Annotated in this window: 19 protein-coding genes; 8 read left to right on the plus strand and 11 right to left on the minus strand. The window is 58.7% G+C overall.

From position 1 onward, the window contains the following. Window positions 1–136: 136 nt before the first annotated feature. The 3 genes from ACRZ96_RS16930 to ACRZ96_RS16940 form a co-directional block, all read right to left on the minus strand. Entirely contained in the window at window positions 137–538 is a 402-nt protein-coding gene (locus tag ACRZ96_RS16930; RefSeq protein ID WP_170408094.1) for a plastocyanin/azurin family copper-binding protein, read from the minus strand. A gap of 54 nt (window positions 539–592) precedes the next feature. After that, complete coding sequence (locus ACRZ96_RS16935; protein ID WP_480772156.1) at window positions 593–2,377, minus strand: NapC/NirT family cytochrome c; 1,785 nt, start codon at window positions 2,375–2,377, stop codon at window positions 593–595. Window positions 2,378–2,502: 125 nt separating this feature from the next. Then, the gene (locus ACRZ96_RS16940) at window positions 2,503–4,179 is read right to left on the minus strand and encodes a cytochrome D1 domain-containing protein (protein ID WP_480571905.1); all 1,677 of its coding nucleotides are present in this window, start codon (window positions 4,177–4,179) and stop codon (window positions 2,503–2,505) included. Between the two features lie 242 nt (window positions 4,180–4,421). Between ACRZ96_RS16940 and ACRZ96_RS16945 the strand changes: the two genes are divergently transcribed. Continuing rightward, complete coding sequence (locus ACRZ96_RS16945; protein WP_480814868.1) at window positions 4,422–5,612, plus strand: NnrS family protein; 1,191 nt, start codon at window positions 4,422–4,424, stop codon at window positions 5,610–5,612. 15 nt (window positions 5,613–5,627) lie between these two features. Here the strand turns inward: ACRZ96_RS16945 and ACRZ96_RS16950 are convergent, their stop codons facing one another. After that, window positions 5,628–6,740, minus strand: coding sequence for a Hint domain-containing protein (locus tag ACRZ96_RS16950; RefSeq protein WP_480707446.1), 1,113 nt, complete (start codon window positions 6,738–6,740; stop codon window positions 5,628–5,630). Window positions 6,741–7,012: 272 nt separating this feature from the next. Between ACRZ96_RS16950 and ACRZ96_RS16955 the strand changes: the two genes are divergently transcribed. The 6 genes from ACRZ96_RS16955 to ACRZ96_RS16980 are packed head-to-tail and all read left to right on the plus strand — an operon-like array spanning window position 7,013 to window position 12,431. After that, window positions 7,013–7,462: a c-type cytochrome gene (locus tag ACRZ96_RS16955; RefSeq protein WP_170398152.1), complete on the plus strand. Its 450-nt coding sequence runs from the start codon at window positions 7,013–7,015 to the stop codon at window positions 7,460–7,462. A gap of 16 nt (window positions 7,463–7,478) precedes the next feature. Beyond that, a complete protein-coding gene (locus ACRZ96_RS16960) occupies window positions 7,479–8,846 on the plus strand; it encodes a cbb3-type cytochrome c oxidase subunit I (RefSeq protein WP_170398155.1) in 1,368 nt (455 codons plus the stop codon). Between the two features lie 5 nt (window positions 8,847–8,851). Continuing rightward, complete coding sequence (locus ACRZ96_RS16965) at window positions 8,852–9,661, plus strand: CbbQ/NirQ/NorQ/GpvN family protein (protein ID WP_170398158.1); 810 nt, start codon at window positions 8,852–8,854, stop codon at window positions 9,659–9,661. A gap of 9 nt (window positions 9,662–9,670) precedes the next feature. Then, a complete protein-coding gene (locus ACRZ96_RS16970) occupies window positions 9,671–11,593 on the plus strand; it encodes a nitric oxide reductase activation protein NorD (protein ID WP_480571890.1) in 1,923 nt (640 codons plus the stop codon). Further along, window positions 11,590–12,138: a cytochrome c oxidase subunit 3 gene (locus ACRZ96_RS16975; protein WP_480588184.1), complete on the plus strand. Its 549-nt coding sequence runs from the start codon at window positions 11,590–11,592 to the stop codon at window positions 12,136–12,138. The genes ACRZ96_RS16970 and ACRZ96_RS16975 overlap by 4 nt, the downstream gene beginning before the upstream one ends. Before the next feature lie 5 nt (window positions 12,139–12,143). Further along, entirely contained in the window at window positions 12,144–12,431 is a 288-nt protein-coding gene (locus tag ACRZ96_RS16980) for a cytochrome C oxidase subunit IV family protein (protein ID WP_480707445.1), read from the plus strand. A gap of 60 nt (window positions 12,432–12,491) precedes the next feature. On the opposite strand, the gene hemA is transcribed toward ACRZ96_RS16980, so the two are convergent. Then, window positions 12,492–13,715, minus strand: coding sequence for a 5-aminolevulinate synthase (gene hemA / locus ACRZ96_RS16985; protein WP_480707444.1), 1,224 nt, complete (start codon window positions 13,713–13,715; stop codon window positions 12,492–12,494). Window positions 13,716–13,900: 185 nt separating this feature from the next. On the opposite strand from hemA, the gene ACRZ96_RS16990 reads away from it, so the two are divergent. Beyond that, on the plus strand, window positions 13,901–14,602 hold the full coding sequence (locus ACRZ96_RS16990) for a Crp/Fnr family transcriptional regulator (RefSeq protein ID WP_170648312.1): 702 nt from the start codon (window positions 13,901–13,903) through the stop codon (window positions 14,600–14,602). Between the two features lie 33 nt (window positions 14,603–14,635). Here ACRZ96_RS16990 and ACRZ96_RS16995 read toward each other — a convergent pair whose 3' ends face one another. Genes ACRZ96_RS16995 through napA form a run of 6 tightly spaced genes read right to left on the minus strand, consistent with a single transcriptional unit; the run spans window position 14,636 to window position 20,319 of the window. After that, window positions 14,636–14,893: a hypothetical protein gene (locus ACRZ96_RS16995; protein WP_170408114.1), complete on the minus strand. Its 258-nt coding sequence runs from the start codon at window positions 14,891–14,893 to the stop codon at window positions 14,636–14,638. 1 nt (window position 14,894) lies between these two features. Further along, window positions 14,895–15,599: a NapC/NirT family cytochrome c gene (locus tag ACRZ96_RS17000; protein WP_170398176.1), complete on the minus strand. Its 705-nt coding sequence runs from the start codon at window positions 15,597–15,599 to the stop codon at window positions 14,895–14,897. Between the two features lie 26 nt (window positions 15,600–15,625). Then, window positions 15,626–16,060, minus strand: coding sequence for a nitrate reductase cytochrome c-type subunit (locus ACRZ96_RS17005; protein WP_170398181.1), 435 nt, complete (start codon window positions 16,058–16,060; stop codon window positions 15,626–15,628). A gap of 12 nt (window positions 16,061–16,072) precedes the next feature. Continuing rightward, on the minus strand, window positions 16,073–16,984 hold the full coding sequence (gene napH / locus ACRZ96_RS17010) for a quinol dehydrogenase ferredoxin subunit NapH (RefSeq protein ID WP_480707443.1): 912 nt from the start codon (window positions 16,982–16,984) through the stop codon (window positions 16,073–16,075). Then, window positions 16,981–17,799, minus strand: coding sequence for a ferredoxin-type protein NapG (gene napG / locus ACRZ96_RS17015; protein WP_480707442.1), 819 nt, complete (start codon window positions 17,797–17,799; stop codon window positions 16,981–16,983). The genes napH and napG overlap by 4 nt, the downstream gene beginning before the upstream one ends. Window positions 17,800–17,826: 27 nt before the next feature. Beyond that, the gene (napA, locus tag ACRZ96_RS17020; RefSeq protein ID WP_170625402.1) at window positions 17,827–20,319 is read right to left on the minus strand and encodes a nitrate reductase catalytic subunit NapA; all 2,493 of its coding nucleotides are present in this window, start codon (window positions 20,317–20,319) and stop codon (window positions 17,827–17,829) included. Window positions 20,320–20,323: the final 4 nt, after the last annotated feature.

The following is a 20,323-nucleotide window of genomic DNA, read 5'->3' on the forward strand; positions in this document are numbered from 1 at the left end:
AGAGGACGTTGCTGGGTGAGCCGGGCGTGTCATGCGGCCAGACTGGCGTAATCGGAAAGGAACCTCCTTGACTAAAGTTAAGGAGCGCGGGAATTGCCCCGCGCTCCTTTCGGCTTGCCTGTATGATTGCCTCGGCTCAGGGTTCGACGGTGATCATGCCGATCATGTTCTGTGTCTCCCAATGTGGGCCACACAGATAGTCCTGCGGACCCGGGGTGAGGAAGGTCAGGTCAACCGTCTCCTCAGGAAACAAACGGTCGCTTTCGGGCTCGCTGCCGTCTTTCAGCAGGACCGAGTGACTGGTGCGCTTATCGACATTCACCCAGCGCACGGTTGTGCCCGGTTTCACGGTTAGCTCGGCTGGGCAGAACGTGTATTTGTACATCAGCACCACATCGGCATCCTCAACGGCGGAGGAGGGCTGACCGAACAGCTCGACATAGCGCTCTTCGGCTTCGGCACACAGCGCGGCGGTGTCCTCTGCCCATGCGGGCGCGGCCAGAAGCAGCAGCGCAGGGAGAAGGTGTTGGGGTTTCATTGTCCAAGTCTCCTCTTTTGAGCGGAAGGGACCGGATCGCCCGGTCCTTCTTCCTTATTGTTTGACGACGTTGATGAAGGCGTTGTCGTCGTCCAATGCCAGGCTGGTATCCAGCGTCACGTGGTGGAACCGTGCGGCGGCAAAGTCATCGTGGATGGCAAAGCCCACCGTATAGGTCTGACCGGCCTCCAGCGGCACGTCACCGGCTGCGCCCGAGTTCAATGGGCGGGTGAAGACCACGGTCCACATACCTGCATCAAGGCTGGCCGAGGCGGCGATCTCACCGTCATTGACCACGCGCTGTTCCAGCAGATAGCCGTTGGTGGCGCTACCGTCCGCGTAGACGCGCATCAGGTCCAGATAGGTGCCATCGGCCAGATACTGCTCGATCTGATCGGCGGCCTGCAGCTTGTCCCAGCCACCCAGCGCCTTACCGCGGCGGCCTTTGATCTCGACCTCGGTGCGGCTTTCGCTGATGTATTTGGTCACAGTGTCCTGCGTGCTCAGCCGACCCGAGACATCGCCGTTTGCGGCAATCGCCTCGGCACCCGGGTCAAAGGGCATGTAGCTGTTGTCTGCATGGCACGAGGCCCAGCAGCCGACCTGATCGCCCAGCTCAATCCCAGTGCCGGTGATCATCATGGCCACCTTGATCTGGTTGTCCGGGTCCATCTTGCCGCCATCGACAAAGGGGGCGGGGTTGTGGCCCGCATCCGGCCATTGCAGACGGATATACAAGGTCTCATCATCATGAGCGGCTTGCACGGTCGCATCGATCACACCACGTTTGCCCGGGATCGGGGTTGGTTCCAGATCCCCACCGGCCACGATCTTGTTGCCGATCGCGTCCAGTTCGGCAGCGTGACAGGTGGTGCACTTGTCTCCGCCCTTGGTCAAAGGACGTGCTCCTCCGTGGGATCTGCCGTTCTGAACCCATTCAAACGAGGCCTGACCGGGATAGAACAGTTTCATATCTGCACCGGGGACAGCGGCCCAATCGATATTTGTGCCAACATCGCTGCCGCCACCTGCCGGGGCTGCGGCTTCTTCGCCAGAAGCTTTGGCACGCTCTTCCGCGACGGCTGCGTCAACCGCTGCTGCGATCTGGGCCTGTACGGCTTCTTGCTGGGCTACACGCGCGGCTTTCTCAGCCTCGGCATCGGCAGCTTCCTTGGCTTCGATGCGTTCGAGACTGGCCAGGTATTCGGCCGGGATTTCGCGAATGAAATCTGGGTTCGGCGCTTCAAGCTTTTCCAGATACTCTTCGTCGGCCCGATCGCGGGCGTCCGAGTGCGCAATCCCCTTGTGGCAGTCAATACAGGTCTGACCGACGGTCATCGCGTTTAGGTGCTGCTGACGGGCGCGGGGTTTCTGGAACTCGGGCATCATCGACTCGAAGTCATGGCAGTTGCGGCACTCGCGCGAGTCCGTGGATTTCATCCGCTCCCATTCGTTCATAGCCAGATGTACGCGCTTGGCTTCAAACTTTTCGCGGGTGTTGATGGTGCCGACCACCTTGCCATACAGTTCTTTGGACGCCTTGATCTTGCGGATGATCTTGTGGGTCCAGTCCTTGGGCACGTGGCAGTCGGAACAGACCGCGCCCACCCCCGAACGGTTCACGTCGTGGATCGTGCCGGTGTATTCCTCGTAAACGAAATCTCGCATCTCGTGGCACGAGACGCAGAATTCCTTGGTGTTGGTAGCTTCCATAGCGGTGTTGAACCCGCCCCAGAAGATGATGCCGGCGGCAAAGGCCGCAGCGATCCCGGCCACGGGCATTCCCCACAGGAAATACCGGCGCCAGATTGGTTTTTTCTTTTCCGGTTCGGAGGTCATATCCGGTCTCCGTTTTGGCTTCTTTTTCTGGCCCTGGATGTCAGGCCTGTGGATTTGGCTGATGAGTCAAACGAGGAAAGGGCGGGCGAGGGGCCCGCCCTTTCCGGTGCTGAGTACAAAACCCGTCAGGTGACGTGGTTCGAACGGTTGTAGACGTTGAACTTGCCGGTGGGTGCAAACAGTCCCTTCACGCGGCCGATCTCTTCCAGCGTCTTGGCGTCGAAGATCACGATCTCACCATTTGGCTCTTTCGAGGTCGAGCGGTTCCACTTGGACACCCAGACCTCGGATCCGTCTTGGTTGAACTCGAAGTGGACGGCGACGTTTCCTTCCTCTTCTGTGATCTGGATCGTTTTCACGATCTCACCGGTTGCTTTGTCGATGACCTGCACCGATTGCTGGATCTCAGGCTCGGGGTGCTTGGTCTGGTCGGCCCAGATGTAGTCCGAGTTCGGATGGGTCCGGATGAATAGACCGGGTCCGTCGGTTTCCACCTCATAGCAGACCTTCCAGGCATCGTCCGGGCGGCCTTCGGGGTCGTTGCCCCAAACGGTAACCGTGCCTTCGCCCAAGTGGGTCGTACCGGCAACAGGACCGCAATTCGGGTCATCCCAGTTGGCGCCCGGGCCGGGGTGCGGCAGCGGCGCGGTATCGATCATAGCTTCCAGCTTATGAGTCTCGGTATCGACCACGACCATCTTGTTCGACGCGTTTGCGGCGATCTGGAAATAACGGCCGGTCGGATCAAAGAACCCGTCATGCAGGAACTTTGCGCTGTCGATCTTGTCGATACGCAGGTTGTCCAGATCGGAGTAGTCCACCTGCCAAAGCTGACCGAGCTCCTTGACGGCCACGATCCATGTGGGCTCGTTCGGGGTGGTGTAGATGGCGGCCACGCGGGCCTCTTCCACATAATCCCCGTCCACGTTGTAACCCCGGGTCGAGACAACCTTCTTCGGCTCCATGGTTTCGGCGTCGACGATGGCGAAATGAGGGGGCCAATAGGCGCCACCGATGACGTATTTACCATCGCCCGATACGGCCACGTCGCGGGCGTCGTAACCAATGGTAACCTCGGCAACCAGCATGTTTTCAGGCTTCTGCCACAGGTCGATCTTGGTCATCTTGCCGTCACGGCCCATGGTGTACCAGAAGCGGCCCGGATTTTCGGGTTCTTCCAGTTTATGGTGCTCGGACGCTTTCAGGACGTGCACCGCATAACCGGTCGGGATATGCGCCAGCACTTCCTTGGTGTCACCGTCGATCACGGCCACCTTGCCCACGTCACGCTCGATGACCACGAAGAAGTTTTCCCAGTTGCGGCCATGCAGCGGCTCGGTCGGGTAGTCTTCGGGTTCGACATAGACCTTGCGGGTCGCCATCATCTGCTCAAGCGACATTTCTGGCGGTTGGGGTGGCTCCATCTGGATGTAAGTCGCCATATCGCGGATTTCTTCTTCGGACATCACGTCCGAGAAGTTGTTCATCCCGCCTTCGGTGCCCCATGCGATGATTTTTTCCAGCCGCTCCTGCCCCAGTTTCAGGGTGCCCGACTCGGTTACGGTACCATCGTCATTCTTCGTTTCAACCAGAGGCTCAAGGCTTTTGCCGGTTGCCCCTTTGCGCAACACACCGTGACAACCGGCGCAGCGCTCAAAGTAAAGTTGTTTTGATGATTCAAAGGCTTCCTTGCTCAGGGTTGGCTCTTCGGCAAAGACTGGCGCAGCGACGCTGCCCAGCAACATTGCCAAACCGACCCCTAAGGCGCGGCCAGTTCTGTTGTAGCTGATTCCAAGTGACATGATCACTCTCCATTTGCTGGTGAGGCAGGTCCTAGGGTGAAACATCACGGCTTTGTCATCCTTGACGAAAGTCAACGGAAGGGGTGCAAACTGGAAATTGAGGGGCAGGAATGAGCCATAAAACAAAGGGAAAACCTGAGTTTCAGGGACATGTTTTTCGGATGCTTGATTTCGGTTAAGTCCATCGCTGGTCGGCCTTGCTAAACCTGTTCCAACAGCCATTGAGGCCGAGGAGAACAGGCATGTCGGCAGTGATCGCGCGCGTATTGGGCGAGGGGTTTCGCATCTTTTTCCTGTCCGCCGGACTTTTTGGTCTGTTCGCGGGAGGCGCGTGGGGTTTTTGGTTGATGACGCAGACCGGGTTGGTCGGATACGAAGACCCAACCTATTCCATGAGTCCCCCAATGTGGCACGCGCATGAGATGATCTTTGGCTATGCCACAGCAGCTCTGGGCGGGTTTTTTCTGACGGCTGTTCCCAACTGGACCGGGACCCCAGAGGCGCGCGCCCGGTTCATCATGCTGGCTGCAGGTCTCTGGTTGGCCGGGCGGGTAGCGATGTGGTTCTCCGGTGCGCTGCCGCCTGTTCTGGTCGCTGTGTTCGATCTGGTCTTTGTTCCAATTCTGGCGGCAAAGATTGCTACTCAGCTGATCCGACGCCCCAAACCGCAGAACATGGTATTCCTTTTGCTGCTCAGTGCGATCTGGATTGCCAACTTGTTAACCCATTTAGAGTGGATCGGTGCGACCAGCGATACGCTGGACATCGGATTGCGGGCGGGGTTGCTGACGCTTTGCAGCCTAATCGCGATACTTGGTGGGCGCATTACGCCAGCTTTCACCCGAAATGCGATGAAACGCGCGGGAGAGCCCGAATCCAACTGGCCTATTTCGGTAGGAGCGTTTGATAAAGCCGCCATGGGGCTTGCACTGTCACTGCCGCTGAGCGTGCTCGTCTTTGGAATCGGACCTGTATCAGGCGCTATCGCGCTGATGCTTGGCGTTGCTCAGATCCTGCGCATGGCACGTTGGCGCGCACGCTGGGCACTGCGGCAGCCGATCCTGATCGCGTTGCATCTGGGGCTGGGCATGCTGGCGCTGGGCCTGATCCTGTGGGGGCTGGCAGTGCTGGGGTTCGGCAGCGAGATCGGGGCGCTGCATATTTTGGGCATTGGTTGCGTCGGCGGCATGACCCTTGCCGTGATGAGTCGGGCCGCCCTTGGCCATAGTGGCCGTGCCCTCGTGGCCCCGCCACCCATGGCGATCGCTTACGGTTTGATGGCGGCAGCCGCAGTTTTGCGCTGGATCGGGTCGGCGTTTGACCAGGGATATCTGGTTGCGATGCTGGCCTCAGATGGGCTGTGGATCTGCGCCATCGTCTTGTATCTGGTTGCGATGTGGCCCGCGTTGACCGGGCCACGTCTAGCGGCCTGAGCAACGGTTTTTAGATCAAGAAGGTCGGAGCAACGCCCTGTCATTCTTAATATGTCGTTGCAGCAAAGTATGGATTTGTCTTCCGCGTTTTGGAATCTGGCGGGCTGCGATTGGTTGATGGTCTGGCAAAGCTAACTCTGGGAAGAGCGCAACAATTTCGGCCAGCGCCTCGGGCTGTATTCCTTTCAAGGCTTGTTTGCCTGTGAATAGGCTTTCTGACGGCGCGCCTTCCGCCAGCACGATCTCATGCCGGTCGAACAGAATATGGAAATACACCACGCCCTGAGCTGTCTCGTCGACGGTTATGCCGGGTATGCCGACCAGCTTATGGGCTGGGACCAGAACCTCCTCGCTGTCGAACATGCGAACGGCGATACTCGAACGGATCAACATGCGATGCTGCGGCGAGACCAACAGATCACGTCGCGGCAGGTTGCTTCCCAGGCTGCCCGCTGCGATTCGGATCGGGCGCAGCTTGGGATTGAGCGCAAATTCAGACCTATCCAGAGCGCGCGCGCCGATCCAGCGAATTGGTTGTGGTCCATGATCCAAGGTGACAACCTTGTCACCAGCGGAAAGCGTTTCTATCGCGACATCACCATCAGGTGTCGCAATAAGCGTTCCGGCTGAGAAACAAGGAACATCAACGATGGAATCGGGGTCAGTCGTGTCCGGTGCGTTGCTCGGTGTAACGTTGACGACGCTCATCGAATACGTCACCCCGGGATCTAGGGGCTCAGAGGTTATGTAGCCAGCGTTGGTTCCTTCAACCTCGACAAGGTACACAGTGATCGTACCACCACTGGGATTCGTCAGAATGTAGGATTCTTCCAGATAGATGTCGCCGCTCAGAAACGTTGTCGAACCATCAAGGTTTGTTACTGTTCCGGTCTGTGTATCGTCGTCGCCATTTTCGTTGTTGAATCTGTCGCCGTTGAAAACATCCCCGGTATCGGGAACTGGCGGGCCAAACCCATTTCGAATGAAACCACCGGCCTCGTCCTCAACATTGAATACCCTTCGGTCCGTCGCGGGGTCATAGCTTGCGTCCAGGGTGATCGTATCAGGCCCAATTGTATTCACCGTAATGACGCCGGGTGCGTATCCGATGTATGAGTAGTTCGCCATTCTTTAACCACCACGCTTCAGGTGCCATCTAAGCACCTCTATTCACCAATAAATCGAGAACGCTCGCTTCAACTTTTCGAACGTCCGGAAACATGCTGTTCTAAGTACTATTTTTCAAGGCAATCTGAGGGCATTTTAGTGATACTGACGCAATTATGACCACAGGTGTCCAATTCCGCGCTTACTTTGGCATGCTTGACTTTCGTTAAGGCAGCCCTGCGACCCACCCGCCATTGTCATCAGACTAGCTAATCTGCGCAAAGGAGAGCGCAATGCGAGAAGTCATGACAAAGAGCATGGCTCGCAACATATTCTATGGCGGGTCACTGTTCTTCATCCTCATCTTCCTGGCCCTGTCGGCCCACTCGCACTGGTACATCGTCAACTCCGAGAATTCGGCGAAGCTTGATGACAGTGTGGTTCGGGGCAAACATGTCTGGGAAAAACATGCCTGCATCAACTGTCACACGATCCTGGGCGAGGGCGCCTACTACGCGCCGGAAGTCGGGAATGTGATGACCCGCTGGGGTGTGCTGGACGACCCGGAATCGGCCTTTGAAGCGCTCAAGGGCTGGATGGAGGCGCAGCCGACCGGCATTCCCGGTCGTCGGCAGATGCCCAATTTCAACCTCAGCGACGAAGAGATCCGCGATCTGACCAACTTCTTGATCTGGACGGACAACATCGATGCGCAGGGCTGGCCGCCCAACGAGGCAGGCTGAGAAAGGGAACGGAGCAATGAAATACGAATCCCAAAAAATCGCCTACGCCTACTTCGCAGTAGCGATGGCCCTGTTCGCGGTACAGGTAATCGGCGGCCTGCTGGCCGGTTTCATCTATGTATTCCCGAACTTCCTGAGTGAGCTTCTGCCGTTCAATATCGTACGGATGCTGCACACCAACTCTCTGATCGTCTGGCTGCTGCTGGGCTTCTTCGGTGCGGCCTACTTCCTGATCCCCGAAGAGACCGAGCGCGAGATCCATTCGACCAAACTGGCCTATCTGCAGTTGATCATTCTTGTGGTTGGCACGCTGGGCGTGGTCGTGACCTATGTCTTCAACCTGTTCGAAGGCAACTGGCTGCTGGGCAAAGAAGGACGCGAGTTCCTTGAACAACCCAAATGGGTCAAGGCGGGCATCGTCGTGGCCGCGCTGATGTTCCTTTACAACGTGTCACTGACCGTTCTGAAGGGCAAGAAGACGGCGATTTCGAGCATCCTTGTTCTGGGCCTCTGGGGTCTGGCGCTGTTGTTCCTGTTTGCTTTCTACAACCCGGGCAACCTGTCCTTGGACAAGCAATACTGGTGGTATGTCGTCCACCTATGGGTCGAAGGCGTATGGGAGCTGATCATGGCCTCGATCCTGGCCTACCTGATGCTGAAGCTAACGGGCGTTGACCGTGAGGTGGTCGAGAAATGGCTCTATGTCATCGTCGCCGCCGCGCTGTTCTCGGGCATCCTTGGGACAGGCCACCACTACTATTGGATCGGTACACCCGGCTATTGGCAGTGGATCGGTTCGATCTTCTCAAGCCTCGAGGTGATCCCGTTCTTCGCGATGATGGCCTTTGCCTTCGTCATGGTCTGGAAGGGCCGTCGTGACCACCCTAACAAGGCTGCTCTGCTGTGGTCACTGGGCTGTGCAACGCTTGCCTTCTTCGGTGCCGGTGTCTGGGGCTTCCTGCACACGCTGCACGGGGTGAACTACTATACCCATGGCACGCAGATCACCGCAGCCCACGGTCACCTGGCTTTCTACGGTGCTTATGTCTGCCTCAACCTGGCGATCTTCAGCTATGCGATGCCGATCCTGAAGAACCGTGATCCCTACAATCAGGTTCTGAACATGGGCTCGTTCTGGCTTATGACCAGCGGCATGGTCTTCATGACCTTCGTCCTGACCTTCGGTGGTACCGTGCAGACTCACATGCAACGTGTGGTCGGTGACTACTTCATGGACGTGCAGGACCAGATCGCGATCTTCTACTGGATGCGTCTTGGCTCTGGTGTGGTTGTGGTGCTTGGTGCGCTGCTGTTCATCTACTCGATCTGGGTGCCCCGGAAAGAGGTGATTGAACCCGGTGCCTCTGAAACCCCTGCGGAGTAATGGATATGGATGGCTCCATGAAACTGAATGAGGGGGCGGCGAACGCCCCCTTCTACCTCGCCCAAAGCGATGAATGCGATGTGTTCACCGCCGCCTACAACAACGACCTGCCGGTCTTGCTGAAAGGCCCAACAGGTTGCGGCAAGACCCGCTTTGTGGCCCACATGGCCGCCAAGCTTGGCCGGCCGCTTTACACCGTAGCCTGCCACGATGACCTCGCCGCCGCCGACCTGATCGGTCGCTACCTGTTGAAGGGCGGCGAAACCGTCTGGGTTGATGGCCCTCTGACTCGTGCGGTGCGCGAAGGCGCGATCTGCTACCTTGATGAGGTGGTCGAAGCCCGCAAGGACGTCACCGTTGTGCTGCACCCGCTGACCGATGACCGGCGCATCCTGCCGATCGACCGCACCGGTGAAGAGCTTGAGGCCGCACCCGGCTTCATGCTGGTGGCCTCGTACAACCCCGGATACCAGAATATCCTGAAAACCCTGAAACCCTCGACCAGGCAGCGGTTCATCTCGCTGGAATTCGACTTTCCTTCGCCCGAGATGGAGGCCGAAGTCGTCGCGCAAGAAAGCGGTCTGCCGCTTGAACGCTGTAAACCGCTGGTACGCCTTGCAGGTAAGTTGCGCGGGCTTAAGGGTCAGGACCTTGAGGAAGGCGTGTCCACCCGGCTGGTCGTTTATGCCGCGACGCTGATCGCACAGGGCATGTCCACCGACCGCGCCATCCTCGCCGCAATGATCGAACCTCTGACTGATGATGAGGATATCAAACGCGGGCTCCTCGATCTTGTCACGGCTGTCTTTGGGTGAGGCCGGCCGATGGTCAGGATCGATTTTGAGCCATGGGAACCCGAAGAAACGATCGGGAAACTGTGGCACACCCTTGCCAGTCGCCTTGATGCACCTGAAGTGCATGATGGAGCCGCGGTCGACCTCTCAGAGGTCGCAGGGCGGCTGGCAGTCCTCTTTCGAGGACTTGGGGGTAGTCCGGGCGTAGAATTGCGCCCGGTCTCGCCCGAGATTTCGCGCCACCGTCTGGGGTGGCGTCGTCGTCTGGCAACCGAGGCCGAGATGATGCCGCGTGCGTCGTTCGATGGCGAAGTTCTGCGTTTGCCGGATCGGCTGGCGGTGTTTCCCGCGCGTGAAGCCAACGGTGCGCTTTATGTCTGGCTGGCCGCCGCCGCTGCACATGCCGGAACTCGTATCGACGAAGACGACCCGTTGCGCGCCGACCTGCATGCGCTTGTCGCCGCCCGACAGATGGTCGAGGCGGCGTTGCACAACGCCCCCGGCCTGCGCCCGCTTTATACCGAGCTGTGCAAGGGCGTTCTGTATCAACGCGACATTTCCGGGCTGCCACCCGTCGAGGCAGCGGTTGAAGAACTGGTCCGCCACATGCTGGGCGACCCCGCGCCTTTGTCGCCAAAGGCTGAACATCTTCTAGCGTTGGATGACGACCTCACCGCCCCGCGCAGCTATCAGCATTTCCGGCCTGTCCCGCTGTGGCCCGAGTTGCGCCCGGTCGGGTTCTCCGAACATAACGAAGTGGAGAACCCCGAAACCGAAGGACCGCCCGAGGAATCCGGCGAAAAAACCCACCGTGCCCGCCGCCGCAAATCGGATCAGGCCAACCGCAGCGACAGTTTCATCCTGCACAAGTTCGAAGCGATCCTCAGTTGGGCTGAGTTCCTGAACATCAACCGGCGCATCGACGATGACGATCCTGATAACGCCAAGAAAGCCGCCGATGATCAGGAAGAGATTGGCTTGGGTCAGATCTCGAAGGCGCCGCCGACCAAACTGAAACTTCATCTGGACCTCGCTCCGGAGGACGTGAACCGCGAACGCCTGTCGGGACGGGTTTTGTATCCCGAATGGGACGTGCGCATCGGCCAATACTTGCCCGATCATGTCAACGTTCTGACCTCGGATGCCGAGATTCGCGAAGATGCCGCCGAGTTCGGCAAAGACCCCGCCACTGCCCGCCGCATCCGCGCCGTGAAACGCCAGTTCGAGGCGCTGCGCCCGGGCCGCGTGATGACGCGTGGTCATCTGGATGGTGACCAATTGGATATCGAGGCAGCCGTTCGGGCGCAGGTAGACCGTTGTGCCAATGGCGAAGGCACCGAACGCATTTGGATGCAATCGCGCCCCGAGGCGCGCGATCTGGCGGTGTCTATCCTGCTGGATGTCAGCCGCTCGACCGAAAGCGCCGTCACAGGCCGCGCCGTAATCGACATTGAACGCGAGGCTCTTGCGGCACTCGCCTGGGGTCTGAACGCCTGCGGCGACGATTTCGCCATCCACGCCTTCAGCTCGCTGAAACGCCAGCGGGTTTACGTGCAGCGCTGTAAACGCTTCGATGAGCCGATGGGTAGTTTGGTGGAACAGCGCATCGCCTCGCTGCGCCCCGGCCACTATACCCGCCTCGGCGCCGCAATACGCCATTGTTCCGCCGATCTGGCCAGCCAATCGCGCAAACGCCGGTTGCTATTGATCATCACTGACGGCAAACCCAACGACCTGGACCATTACGAGGGTCGCCACGGTATCGAAGACACCTGCATGGCCGTGCGCGAGGCGCGTAGGGCAGGGCAATCGGTCTTTGGCGTTACCATCGACAAAACCGGCAAAAGCTGGTTCCCGCGCATGTTCGGTCAAGGCGGCTTCGCCGTCATCCCCGACCCGCACCGGCTGATCATGGCCCTGCCTCAGATCTACCGCCAACTGGTTGGAGCATGAGCGACGCCTCTTTGATCGATGAGCTTCCGGGCGAGCTGCTGATGTGGGTTCTGATCATCTCGGAATTGCTGGTTTTCGGCGCGGGCCTGATTGCCTTCATGGGCGTGCGCCTGACCGACCCGACAGGATTTGCCGAGGCTCAATCGCACCTTTACCGGACAGGGGCGGCGCTCAACACGGTGGTGCTGGTCACCTCGGGCTATCTGGCGGCTCAGGCGCTGCAGTGGCGAAAAATCGCGCGCCGGGGCGTGGCTCGAATGGCCTTGATCACTGCCGCCGTGCTGGGTGTCGTGTTCTTGATCATCAAAGGTGCGGAATACGCGGGCAAAGCTGCACATGGGATCACCTATGAGACCCACCCATTTTTCCTGTTCTATTATCTGCTGACCGGGTTTCACGCCGCACATGTGTTGGCAGGGGTCGGTATCCTGCTGCTGGTCGCCTGGCGTGACGATCCACGCAACATTGAGGCAGGTGCGCAGTTCTGGCACATGGTCGATCTAGTCTGGATCATGCTTTTCCCCGTGATCTACCTGCTGGGATAATTCCGATGCCTGCAGCACCATCTTTTCCCAAATACTGGCGAAGGGCGCTCCATAGTTCGCTCACACGTGCATGGCTGACCCTTTTGGTGCTCAGCGTCGCATCAGCACTGTTGACTGTGCTGCCCATCCCGCCAGCCGTTCTGGCGGGGTGTATTCTGGTCCTCGCATTGGCGAAATGTCGCGTTATCCTGGCTTGTTATCTTGATCTCGTAAACAGCCCGGCCTGGCTGCGAGGTTTCACCATGGTGCTGACGGGCTTTGCCATCATTGTCTTTGCCCTCTACCTGATCTGACTCAAAAAAACGCCGCCTCCGGGGAGACGGCGAAGTTTTACGCTAGGGGGCGCTTCTTGGTTACTGGGCTGCCATCGGCATGCGCGCAATCTGACAGCGTTGCCAGAGTGTGGACAGCGCGCCAACCAGATGCTCGATATCCTCATCCGTATGTACCGGAGACGGCGTGATCCGCAGACGCTCGGTCCCTTTTGGTACGGTGGGATAATTGATCGGCTGAATGTAGATGCCGAACTCTTCCAGCAGCGTGTCCGAGATAAACTTGCACTTCACCGGATCGCCAACCATCACCGGGATGATGTGGCTGGGGTTAGGAATATGAGGAATACCTTCCGCATCCAAACGAGCCCGAACCTGCGATACACGGGCTTTCTGCAGGTCGCGCTCAGCATTCGATTGTTTCAAATGCCGGATCGAGGCCGCGGCCCCGGCCGCGATCGATGGTGGCAGGGCGGTGGTAAAAATAAACCCGCTGGCGAAGCTGCGCACGAAATCGCACAGCGCAGCCGAGGCAGCAATATACCCGCCCACCACACCGAACGCTTTACCAAGCGTGCCTTCGATCACCGTCAGGCGATCCATAAGGCCTTCTCGTTCAGCGATACCACCGCCGCGTGGCCCATAGAGGCCAACGGCATGAACCTCATCCAGATAGGTCATCGCGCCGTATTTGTCGGCGAGATCGCAAATCTCTTTGATGGGGGCGATGTCACCATCCATCGAATAGACCGACTCGAACGCGATCATCTTCGGCGCATCGGGATCAGCTGCGGCCAGTTTGGCTTCAAGGTCATCCAAATCGTTGTGTTTCCAGATCACCTTCTGCGCCCGCGAGTGGCGGATGCCTTCGATCATCGAGGCATGGTTCAGTGCATCAGAGAATACGATCAGGCCGGGGATTTTCGCGGCGAGAGTGCCAAGGGCTGCCCAATTCGAAACATACCCGGAAGTAAACAGAAGCGCGGCTTCCTTTCCATGCAGATCGGCCAGTTCGGCCTCAAGCAGCACGTGGTCGTGAGTGGTGCCTGATATGTTTCGCGTGCCCCCGGCCCCCGCGCCACAGCGATCCAATGCGTCATGCATTGCATCGATAACTGATGGGTGCTGACCCATGCCAAGATAGTCATTCGAACACCAGATCCGCACATTTCGCTGGACAGATCCATCCGTCTGACACGCGTTCGGGAAAGAACCACAGCGACGTTGCAAGTCTATGAAAACACGATAGTTCCCTTCATCCCGAAGGTCACTGAGGCTTTGACTGAAATAACGCTCGTAGTCCATGTTACGTGCTCCCCGGAATACTGGCTTTGAGCCGAGAATAGGGCAGCGAACCAAGCCGCAACATGACAATAGTCAAGTTTAGGCAACATAAAACTATGGTGCACAACTGCCGGCTCTGGCATAGCGTGGAACAGGGATGGACCGACCGCGCCCATGCGCCGGCAGGAAATAACAGGGGTATTCTCTTGTCTCACGAAGCACAAAAAGCGATCGCACGTCAGTCGCTGCTGCTGCGCAGTTTACCGGAACAGCATGTGGAAACACTGCTGAGCCACGCGATCTGGCGTCAGTATGACCGTGGTGAGACAATATTCCTGCAGGAGGAAAAAGCGCAGGCCATCCACGTCGTGCTTGAGGGTTGGGTCAAGCTGTTCCGCATGACCCCCACCGGGGCCGAAGCCGTCGTGAGCGTCTTCAAACGTGGTGACAGCTTTGGTGAGGCCGTAGCTCTGCGTAACGTTCCCTATCCTGTATCCGCCGAGGCCGTATCGGCCTGTGATGTCATGCATATCCCCAGTCCGATCCTGATCTCATTGATGAGAGAGGACCCTGAGATCGGTATTTCTATTCTGGCCGCGACCTTTACCCATCTTCACTCGTTGGTGGCGCAGCTAGAGCAACTCAAGGCTCAGACCGGAGCGCAACGCGTGGCCGAGTTTTTGTTGAATCTCTGCGACAGCGACAAAGGCGGATGCGAGGTTTTGCTGCCCTACGACAAGATGCTCATCGCAGGCCGTCTGGGGATGAAGCCGGAAAGCCTGAGCCGGGCGTTTTCGCGGCTCAAGGCGGTGGGTGTGAAGATCAACCGCAACCACGCCGAAATCTCGGATATCGCGCGTTTGCGGGACTATGCGGAAAGCGATCCGGCGGAAAACTGGGGGCGGTGACCCCGGAATTGCCGCCGGGCCCGACCAACCACTTCAGACGGTTGCGCCCTTGCGGCGAATGGCGGTGCCCAGACTTCCGGCGCAGAGACCAACGATAATTGCGATCAGCAGCGCTATCGTTCCAACGTGGGAAATCTGCCAACCGGCAAAGAGCAGAGGTGCGATCAGGCCAACCAATCCACCCATCAGTGCGCCCAACCAGTATTGGCGCGTCATCATTCCCAGTGCCAGACCCAGAATGCCGGGCAGACCCAGTACGTTACCGCCGATGGTTCCAAGTATCTCTAACATCTCAGTCCCCACCTTGTTCCGAGCTTTTGTTCAGGAACGCGCGGATGTCGTCCCCTGATGCTGCAGCGTGTTCCTGCAGAACCTCACCATCTACCTCTTTCGCAATCTTCTCATACGTTTCCAAATAGTTGGGTGGGAGACTGTGTGCGATGCCCTGGTGGCAATCGATGCAGGTCATGCCGGTGTCGATTGCGCGCTGGTGTTCGCTGGCTGCGCGGGTTTCCTGAAGGGTGAAGTCCATATAGTCAAAGTTGTGGCAGTTGCGGCATTCCCGGCTGTCGGATTCCTTCATCTTCTTCCATACGGCCGACGCCATGGAAAGACGATGGTCCTCATACTTCTCTTTCGTGCTGATGGTGCCTGCCAGTTCGTGGTAGACGTCCTTCACGGCCATGATCTTGGCCTTGATCTTGTGGTTCCACTCGTCCGGAACGTGGCAATCGGAACAGATGGCCCGCACGCCGGAATCGTTATTGTAATGGACCGTTTCCCGATATTCGCCCAGATTGGTTTCCATCGTGTGGCAGGATACGCAGAACTCTTCCGTGTTGGTCAATTCCAGTGCCCAGTGGAACCCACCCCAGAACAGGATGCCTGCCAGAAACCCGGCCAGTAGTGTAAAGCCGACACTGAGGACGGCGATCGGGCTCCAGAACCAGGTCCAGAGGCGCCGGATGAGTCCTTGTTTTTCTTGGGAGTCGGACATGTCGCGCTCTCCTTTTCGACCTGTGTTCAGTTTCCGGAGGAAGGTTCAAAAGTGTTATCGACCAGAGGCAGCGCATCGGCCTGTGGTACGTGGCACTGATTGCAGAAATACCGTGTGCCGGCGATCTGATCCAACTCTCGCCCTTCGCGGTCCAGATAGTGAGTCATCGACAACGTCGGAGCGTTGCGTTCACCAGCCTTGGTCCAGTCATGGCAGGAGAGGCACTGATTGGTGCGCAGGTCGATCTGGTACTGTTCGATCGAATGTGGGATCAGCGGCGGCTGCTGGCGATAATTACGCTGCATTCGGCCTTCGACTGTCCGATGCACCTGATCCAGGACGGCGGGCTCATCGACTTCGGCACCGCGTAGGCTGTTAACTCCGGCAGACTGCGCGAGGGCCAGGCCACCGAGGAGCAGCGGCGGGATCAGGGCAAGGCCCACTAGGATCGGCTTTTTCATCTTCTCACTCCTTCAAAAAGGTCTTGAGGCGCGCGGCTGGGGCGCGGCGGTTGATTCCGGTGGCGCGACGGTCAGGGCGTCGAACCGATGGGTGAATTTGAAAACGTCTTCAGCGCAGACATCGATGCAGCGTCCGCAATTGGTGCAGTCGGGCGACAGGATCAGCGGGTTGTCTTTGCCTTTCAGCGCCGGAGAGATCACATGGTTTTCCGGGCAAACCGCGTAGCAGTCCATGCAATCGTCACAGGCGTTGCGATTGGCGGCGCTGACCCGCAGCATCGTCTTGCTGCCCACCAGTCCGTAGAATGCGCCTACGGGGCAGACATGGCCGCACCATCCATGGCGCGAGACAAGCAAGTCAAACAGGAAAATCGCGGCGACCATCGTCCAGACGAAGCCCATGCCAAAGATCAGTCCGCGATGCAGCATGGTGATCGGGTTGACCAGTTCCCATGCAATTGCGCCGGTCAGGCCGGACACGACCAGCACGGTGGCCATGATCCACAGCCGCGTTCCGCGTTTGGGCTGCCAGCCTTTTTGCAGGCCCAGCTTGCGGTGCAGCCAGTGCGCGCCGTCGGTTACAGGGTTGATCGGGCAGACCCACGAGCAATAGACGCGGCCTCCGACCAACGCGTAGGTCGCCAGAACGATGACGGCACCAATGGCGGCGGTCAGCTCGGGCCAGTGCCCTGCGATCAGACTTTGCAGCAAGACGAACGGATCGGTCAGGGGCAGTACGCCTAGGGTCAGCGACCCGGCCAGAGTGCCCTGCACGATCCAGAGGCCGAACCACGGGCCCAACAGGAACAGTACCAGGAAGAACACCTGGCTGGCGCGGCGCAGCAGCAGGTATTTATGGGCACTCAGCCAACCTTTGGCGGCGATAGCTTCATGCCCCAGCGGCATGTTTGTGCGGACGGTCATTGAGTGAACTCCGGCAATTTGAAGCTGGGCTCAAACCCGCCCGGTGCGACAAGGTTATCGGTGCCCGGCCCCGGCAGGCGATCAGGCAAATCGATGATACCTTCGACGACGGGCGCGCCTTTGGCTTCTTTCTCTTCCCAGCCCTTGCGGTAGTGATCGGCGCTGCTGCCCCGAGCCAATCGGGCGGGAAGAACTTTGATCGCCGCTTCGGGCAGAACGCAGCTTTTCTCGCAAACGCCGCAGCCGGTGCAATGATCGGCGTGAACGGTTGGAATGAAGATTGCATGACTGCCCGAGCGGGCGTTGTGTTCGGTCTCCAGCGTAATGGCCTCGTCGATGACGGGGCAGACGCGGTAACAGACATCGCAGCGCAGGCCGAAGAAGTTCAGGCAGTTTTCCTGATCGACCAGAACGGCGACACCCATCTTGGCGTCGTCGATATTGTCCAGTCCGGGGTCCAGCGCCCCGGTCGGGCAGGCAGCGACGCAGGGGATGTCGTCACACATTTCGCAAGGGATATCACGGGCGGTGAAATACGGCGTGCCGGTGGCCACCGCATCGACACCCAGCTCGGCCAGTTTCAGCGTGTCATAGGGACACTCTCGTACGCACAGACCACAGCGGATGCAGGCTGACAGAAAGTCTTTTTCCGGCAAGGCACCGGGGGGGCGCAATGCCTCGGCCGGCAACGCCCGTGCGTCCCGCGCCAGCCAGGCCAGCAAGGAACCGGCTGCTACGCAGCCGCCCGCTGCGCGCGCCGAGTCCTGCAGGAACCGGCGCCGCTGCGGCGAAAGGGGAGTGCCAACACGAGACATGGGGACGACCTTTGCCTTGCCAGCCTTTTACGCGCGCTCGACCTTACAGGCGCATTTCTTGAAGTCGGTCTCTTTCGAGAGCGGGCAGGTCGCGTCCAAAGTCAGCTTGTTTGTCAACTGGCCTTCGTCGAACCATGGCATGAACACCAGGCCACGCGGCACTTTGTTCCGGCCTCGGGTTTCGACCCGGCTGTTAACTTCGCCGCGGCGGGTGGAAAGAACGATCTCCTGCCCGCGGCGCAGACCGCGGTCGCGCGCATCATCCGGGTGCATATAGACAACGGCGGCGGGATAGGAGCGGTGCAGTTCGGGCACGCGGCGGGTCATCGAACCTGAATGCCAATGTTCCAGCACACGCCCTGTGCAGAGCCACAGGTTGAATTCCTCATCCGGTACCTCGGGGGCGGGTTCGTATGGCGCGAAGATGATCTTGGCCTTGCCGTCCTTATGACCATAGAATTTCACGTCTTCGCCTTCAGGCACATACGGATCATAGCCTTCTCGGAAGCGGTACAGTGTTTCCTTGCCATCCACGACTGGCCAGCGCAGGCCACGCGCCTGGTGGTAGGTTTCGAATGGGGCCAGATCGTGCGCGTGGCCGCGCCCAAACTCGGCATATTCCTCGAACAGGCCCTTTTGCACGTAGTAGCCAAAGTGCTCGGACTCGTCGTTGTCGAATCCTTCTGCGGTCTCTGACAGCGGGAACTTGTCGATCGTGCCATTGGCGAACAGCACGTCATACATGGTCTTACCACGATGTTCTGGCATGGTGGCCAGCAGTTCCTCGCCCCAAACCTCTTCAACGGTGAAGCGTTTGGAGAACTCCATCAACTGCCACAGATCGGATTTCGCTTCGCCCGGAGCTTTGACCTGTTGCCGCCAGAATTGGGTGCGACGCTCGGCGTTGCCATAGGCGCCTTCCTTCTCGACCCACATGGCGGTAGGCAGGATCAGGTCAGCCGACAGGGCTGTTACAGTAGGATAAGGATCGGAGACGGCAATGAAGTTCTCCGGGTTGCGATAGCCGGGATAGCCTTCTTCGTTGATATTGGGCGCGGCCTGCATGTTGTTGGTGCACTGCACCCAATAGGCATTCAGATCGCCGTCCTTCAGCTTGCGGTGCTGCAAAACGGCGTGGAACCCGGGTTTGGGTGGGATGGTGCCCGCAGGAATTTTCCACGCGGTCTCGCAAATCTCGCGGTGTTTGTCGTTTGCAACAACCATATCAGCTGGCAGACGGTGAGCGAAGGTTCCGACCTCACGTGCCGTACCACAGGCCGAAGGTTGACCGGTGAGCGAGAAGGGCGAGTTTCCGGGTTCGGAAATCTTACCCACCAGCAGGTGCACATTGTACATCAGCGAGTTCACCCACGATCCGCGAGTGTGCTGGTTGAAGCCCATGGTCCACAGACTCATCACTTTGCGGTTGGGGTCGGCATATTGCTGGGCCAGACGCTCAAGCTGAGCGGCAGGAACACCGGAGAGTTCCGATGTGTATTCCAGCGTGTATTCCGATACCGCTTCGGCATATTCTTCGAAGCTGATAGGCTCCATCTTGCCAGAGTTTGGATTCTCTGCCTCTTCCTGCAGCGGGTTGTTATCGCGCAGTCCATAGCCAATATCGGTGGCGGTCTTGGTGATGTTGACGTGTTTGTTGACGAACTCTTCGTTCACCGCGCCGTTCTGGATAATGTAGTTGGCGATATAGTTCAGGATCGCCAGATCGGTCTGCGGCGCAAAGACCATTCCATTGTCGGCCAACTCGAACGAGCGGTGTTCATAGGTCGACAGTACATGCACTTCGGATCCCGGTTTGGTCAGACGTGTGTCGGTCAGGCGTGACCACAGAATCGGGTGCATCTCGGCCATGTTCGAGCCCCAGAGCACGAACGTGTCTGCATGTTCAAAATCGTCATAGCAGCCCATTGGTTCATCAATGCCGAAGGTGCGCATGAAGCCGACAACCGCCGAGGCCATACAGTGGCGCGCGTTCGGGTCGATGTTGTTGGACCGGAAACCAGCCTTCATCAGTTTGGCAGCAGCGTAGCCCTCCCAAACGGTCCACTGGCCCGAACCGAACATGCCAACGCTGGTCGGGCCTTTCTTGGCAAGGGCCTCTTTCCACTTGGCAGCCATGACGTCGAAGGCTTCGTCCCAGCTGACGGGTTCGAACTCACCATTCTTGTCATATTCGCCGTTGGTTTTGCGCAGCATCGGCGTGGTCAGGCGGTCTTTGCCGTACATGATCTTGGACAGGAAATAGCCCTTGATACAGTTCAGACCGCGGTTCACCGGCGCATCCGGATCGCCTTGCGTGGCGACCACGCGCCCGTCTTTGGTGCCAACCAGAACCGAGCATCCGGTGCCGCAGAACCGGCAGGCGGCTTTGTCCCAACGGATATCAGGGTTGCCGACCTGAGCGCTGGCTTGTCCGGTCGCAAGGGGAAGTCCTGCGGCTGATGCTGTCGCAGCGGCGGCGGTTGATTTCAAAAAGGTCCGGCGGGATTCAGAGATGGTCATGACA

The organism is Ruegeria sp. CF1, assembly GCF_056537445.1.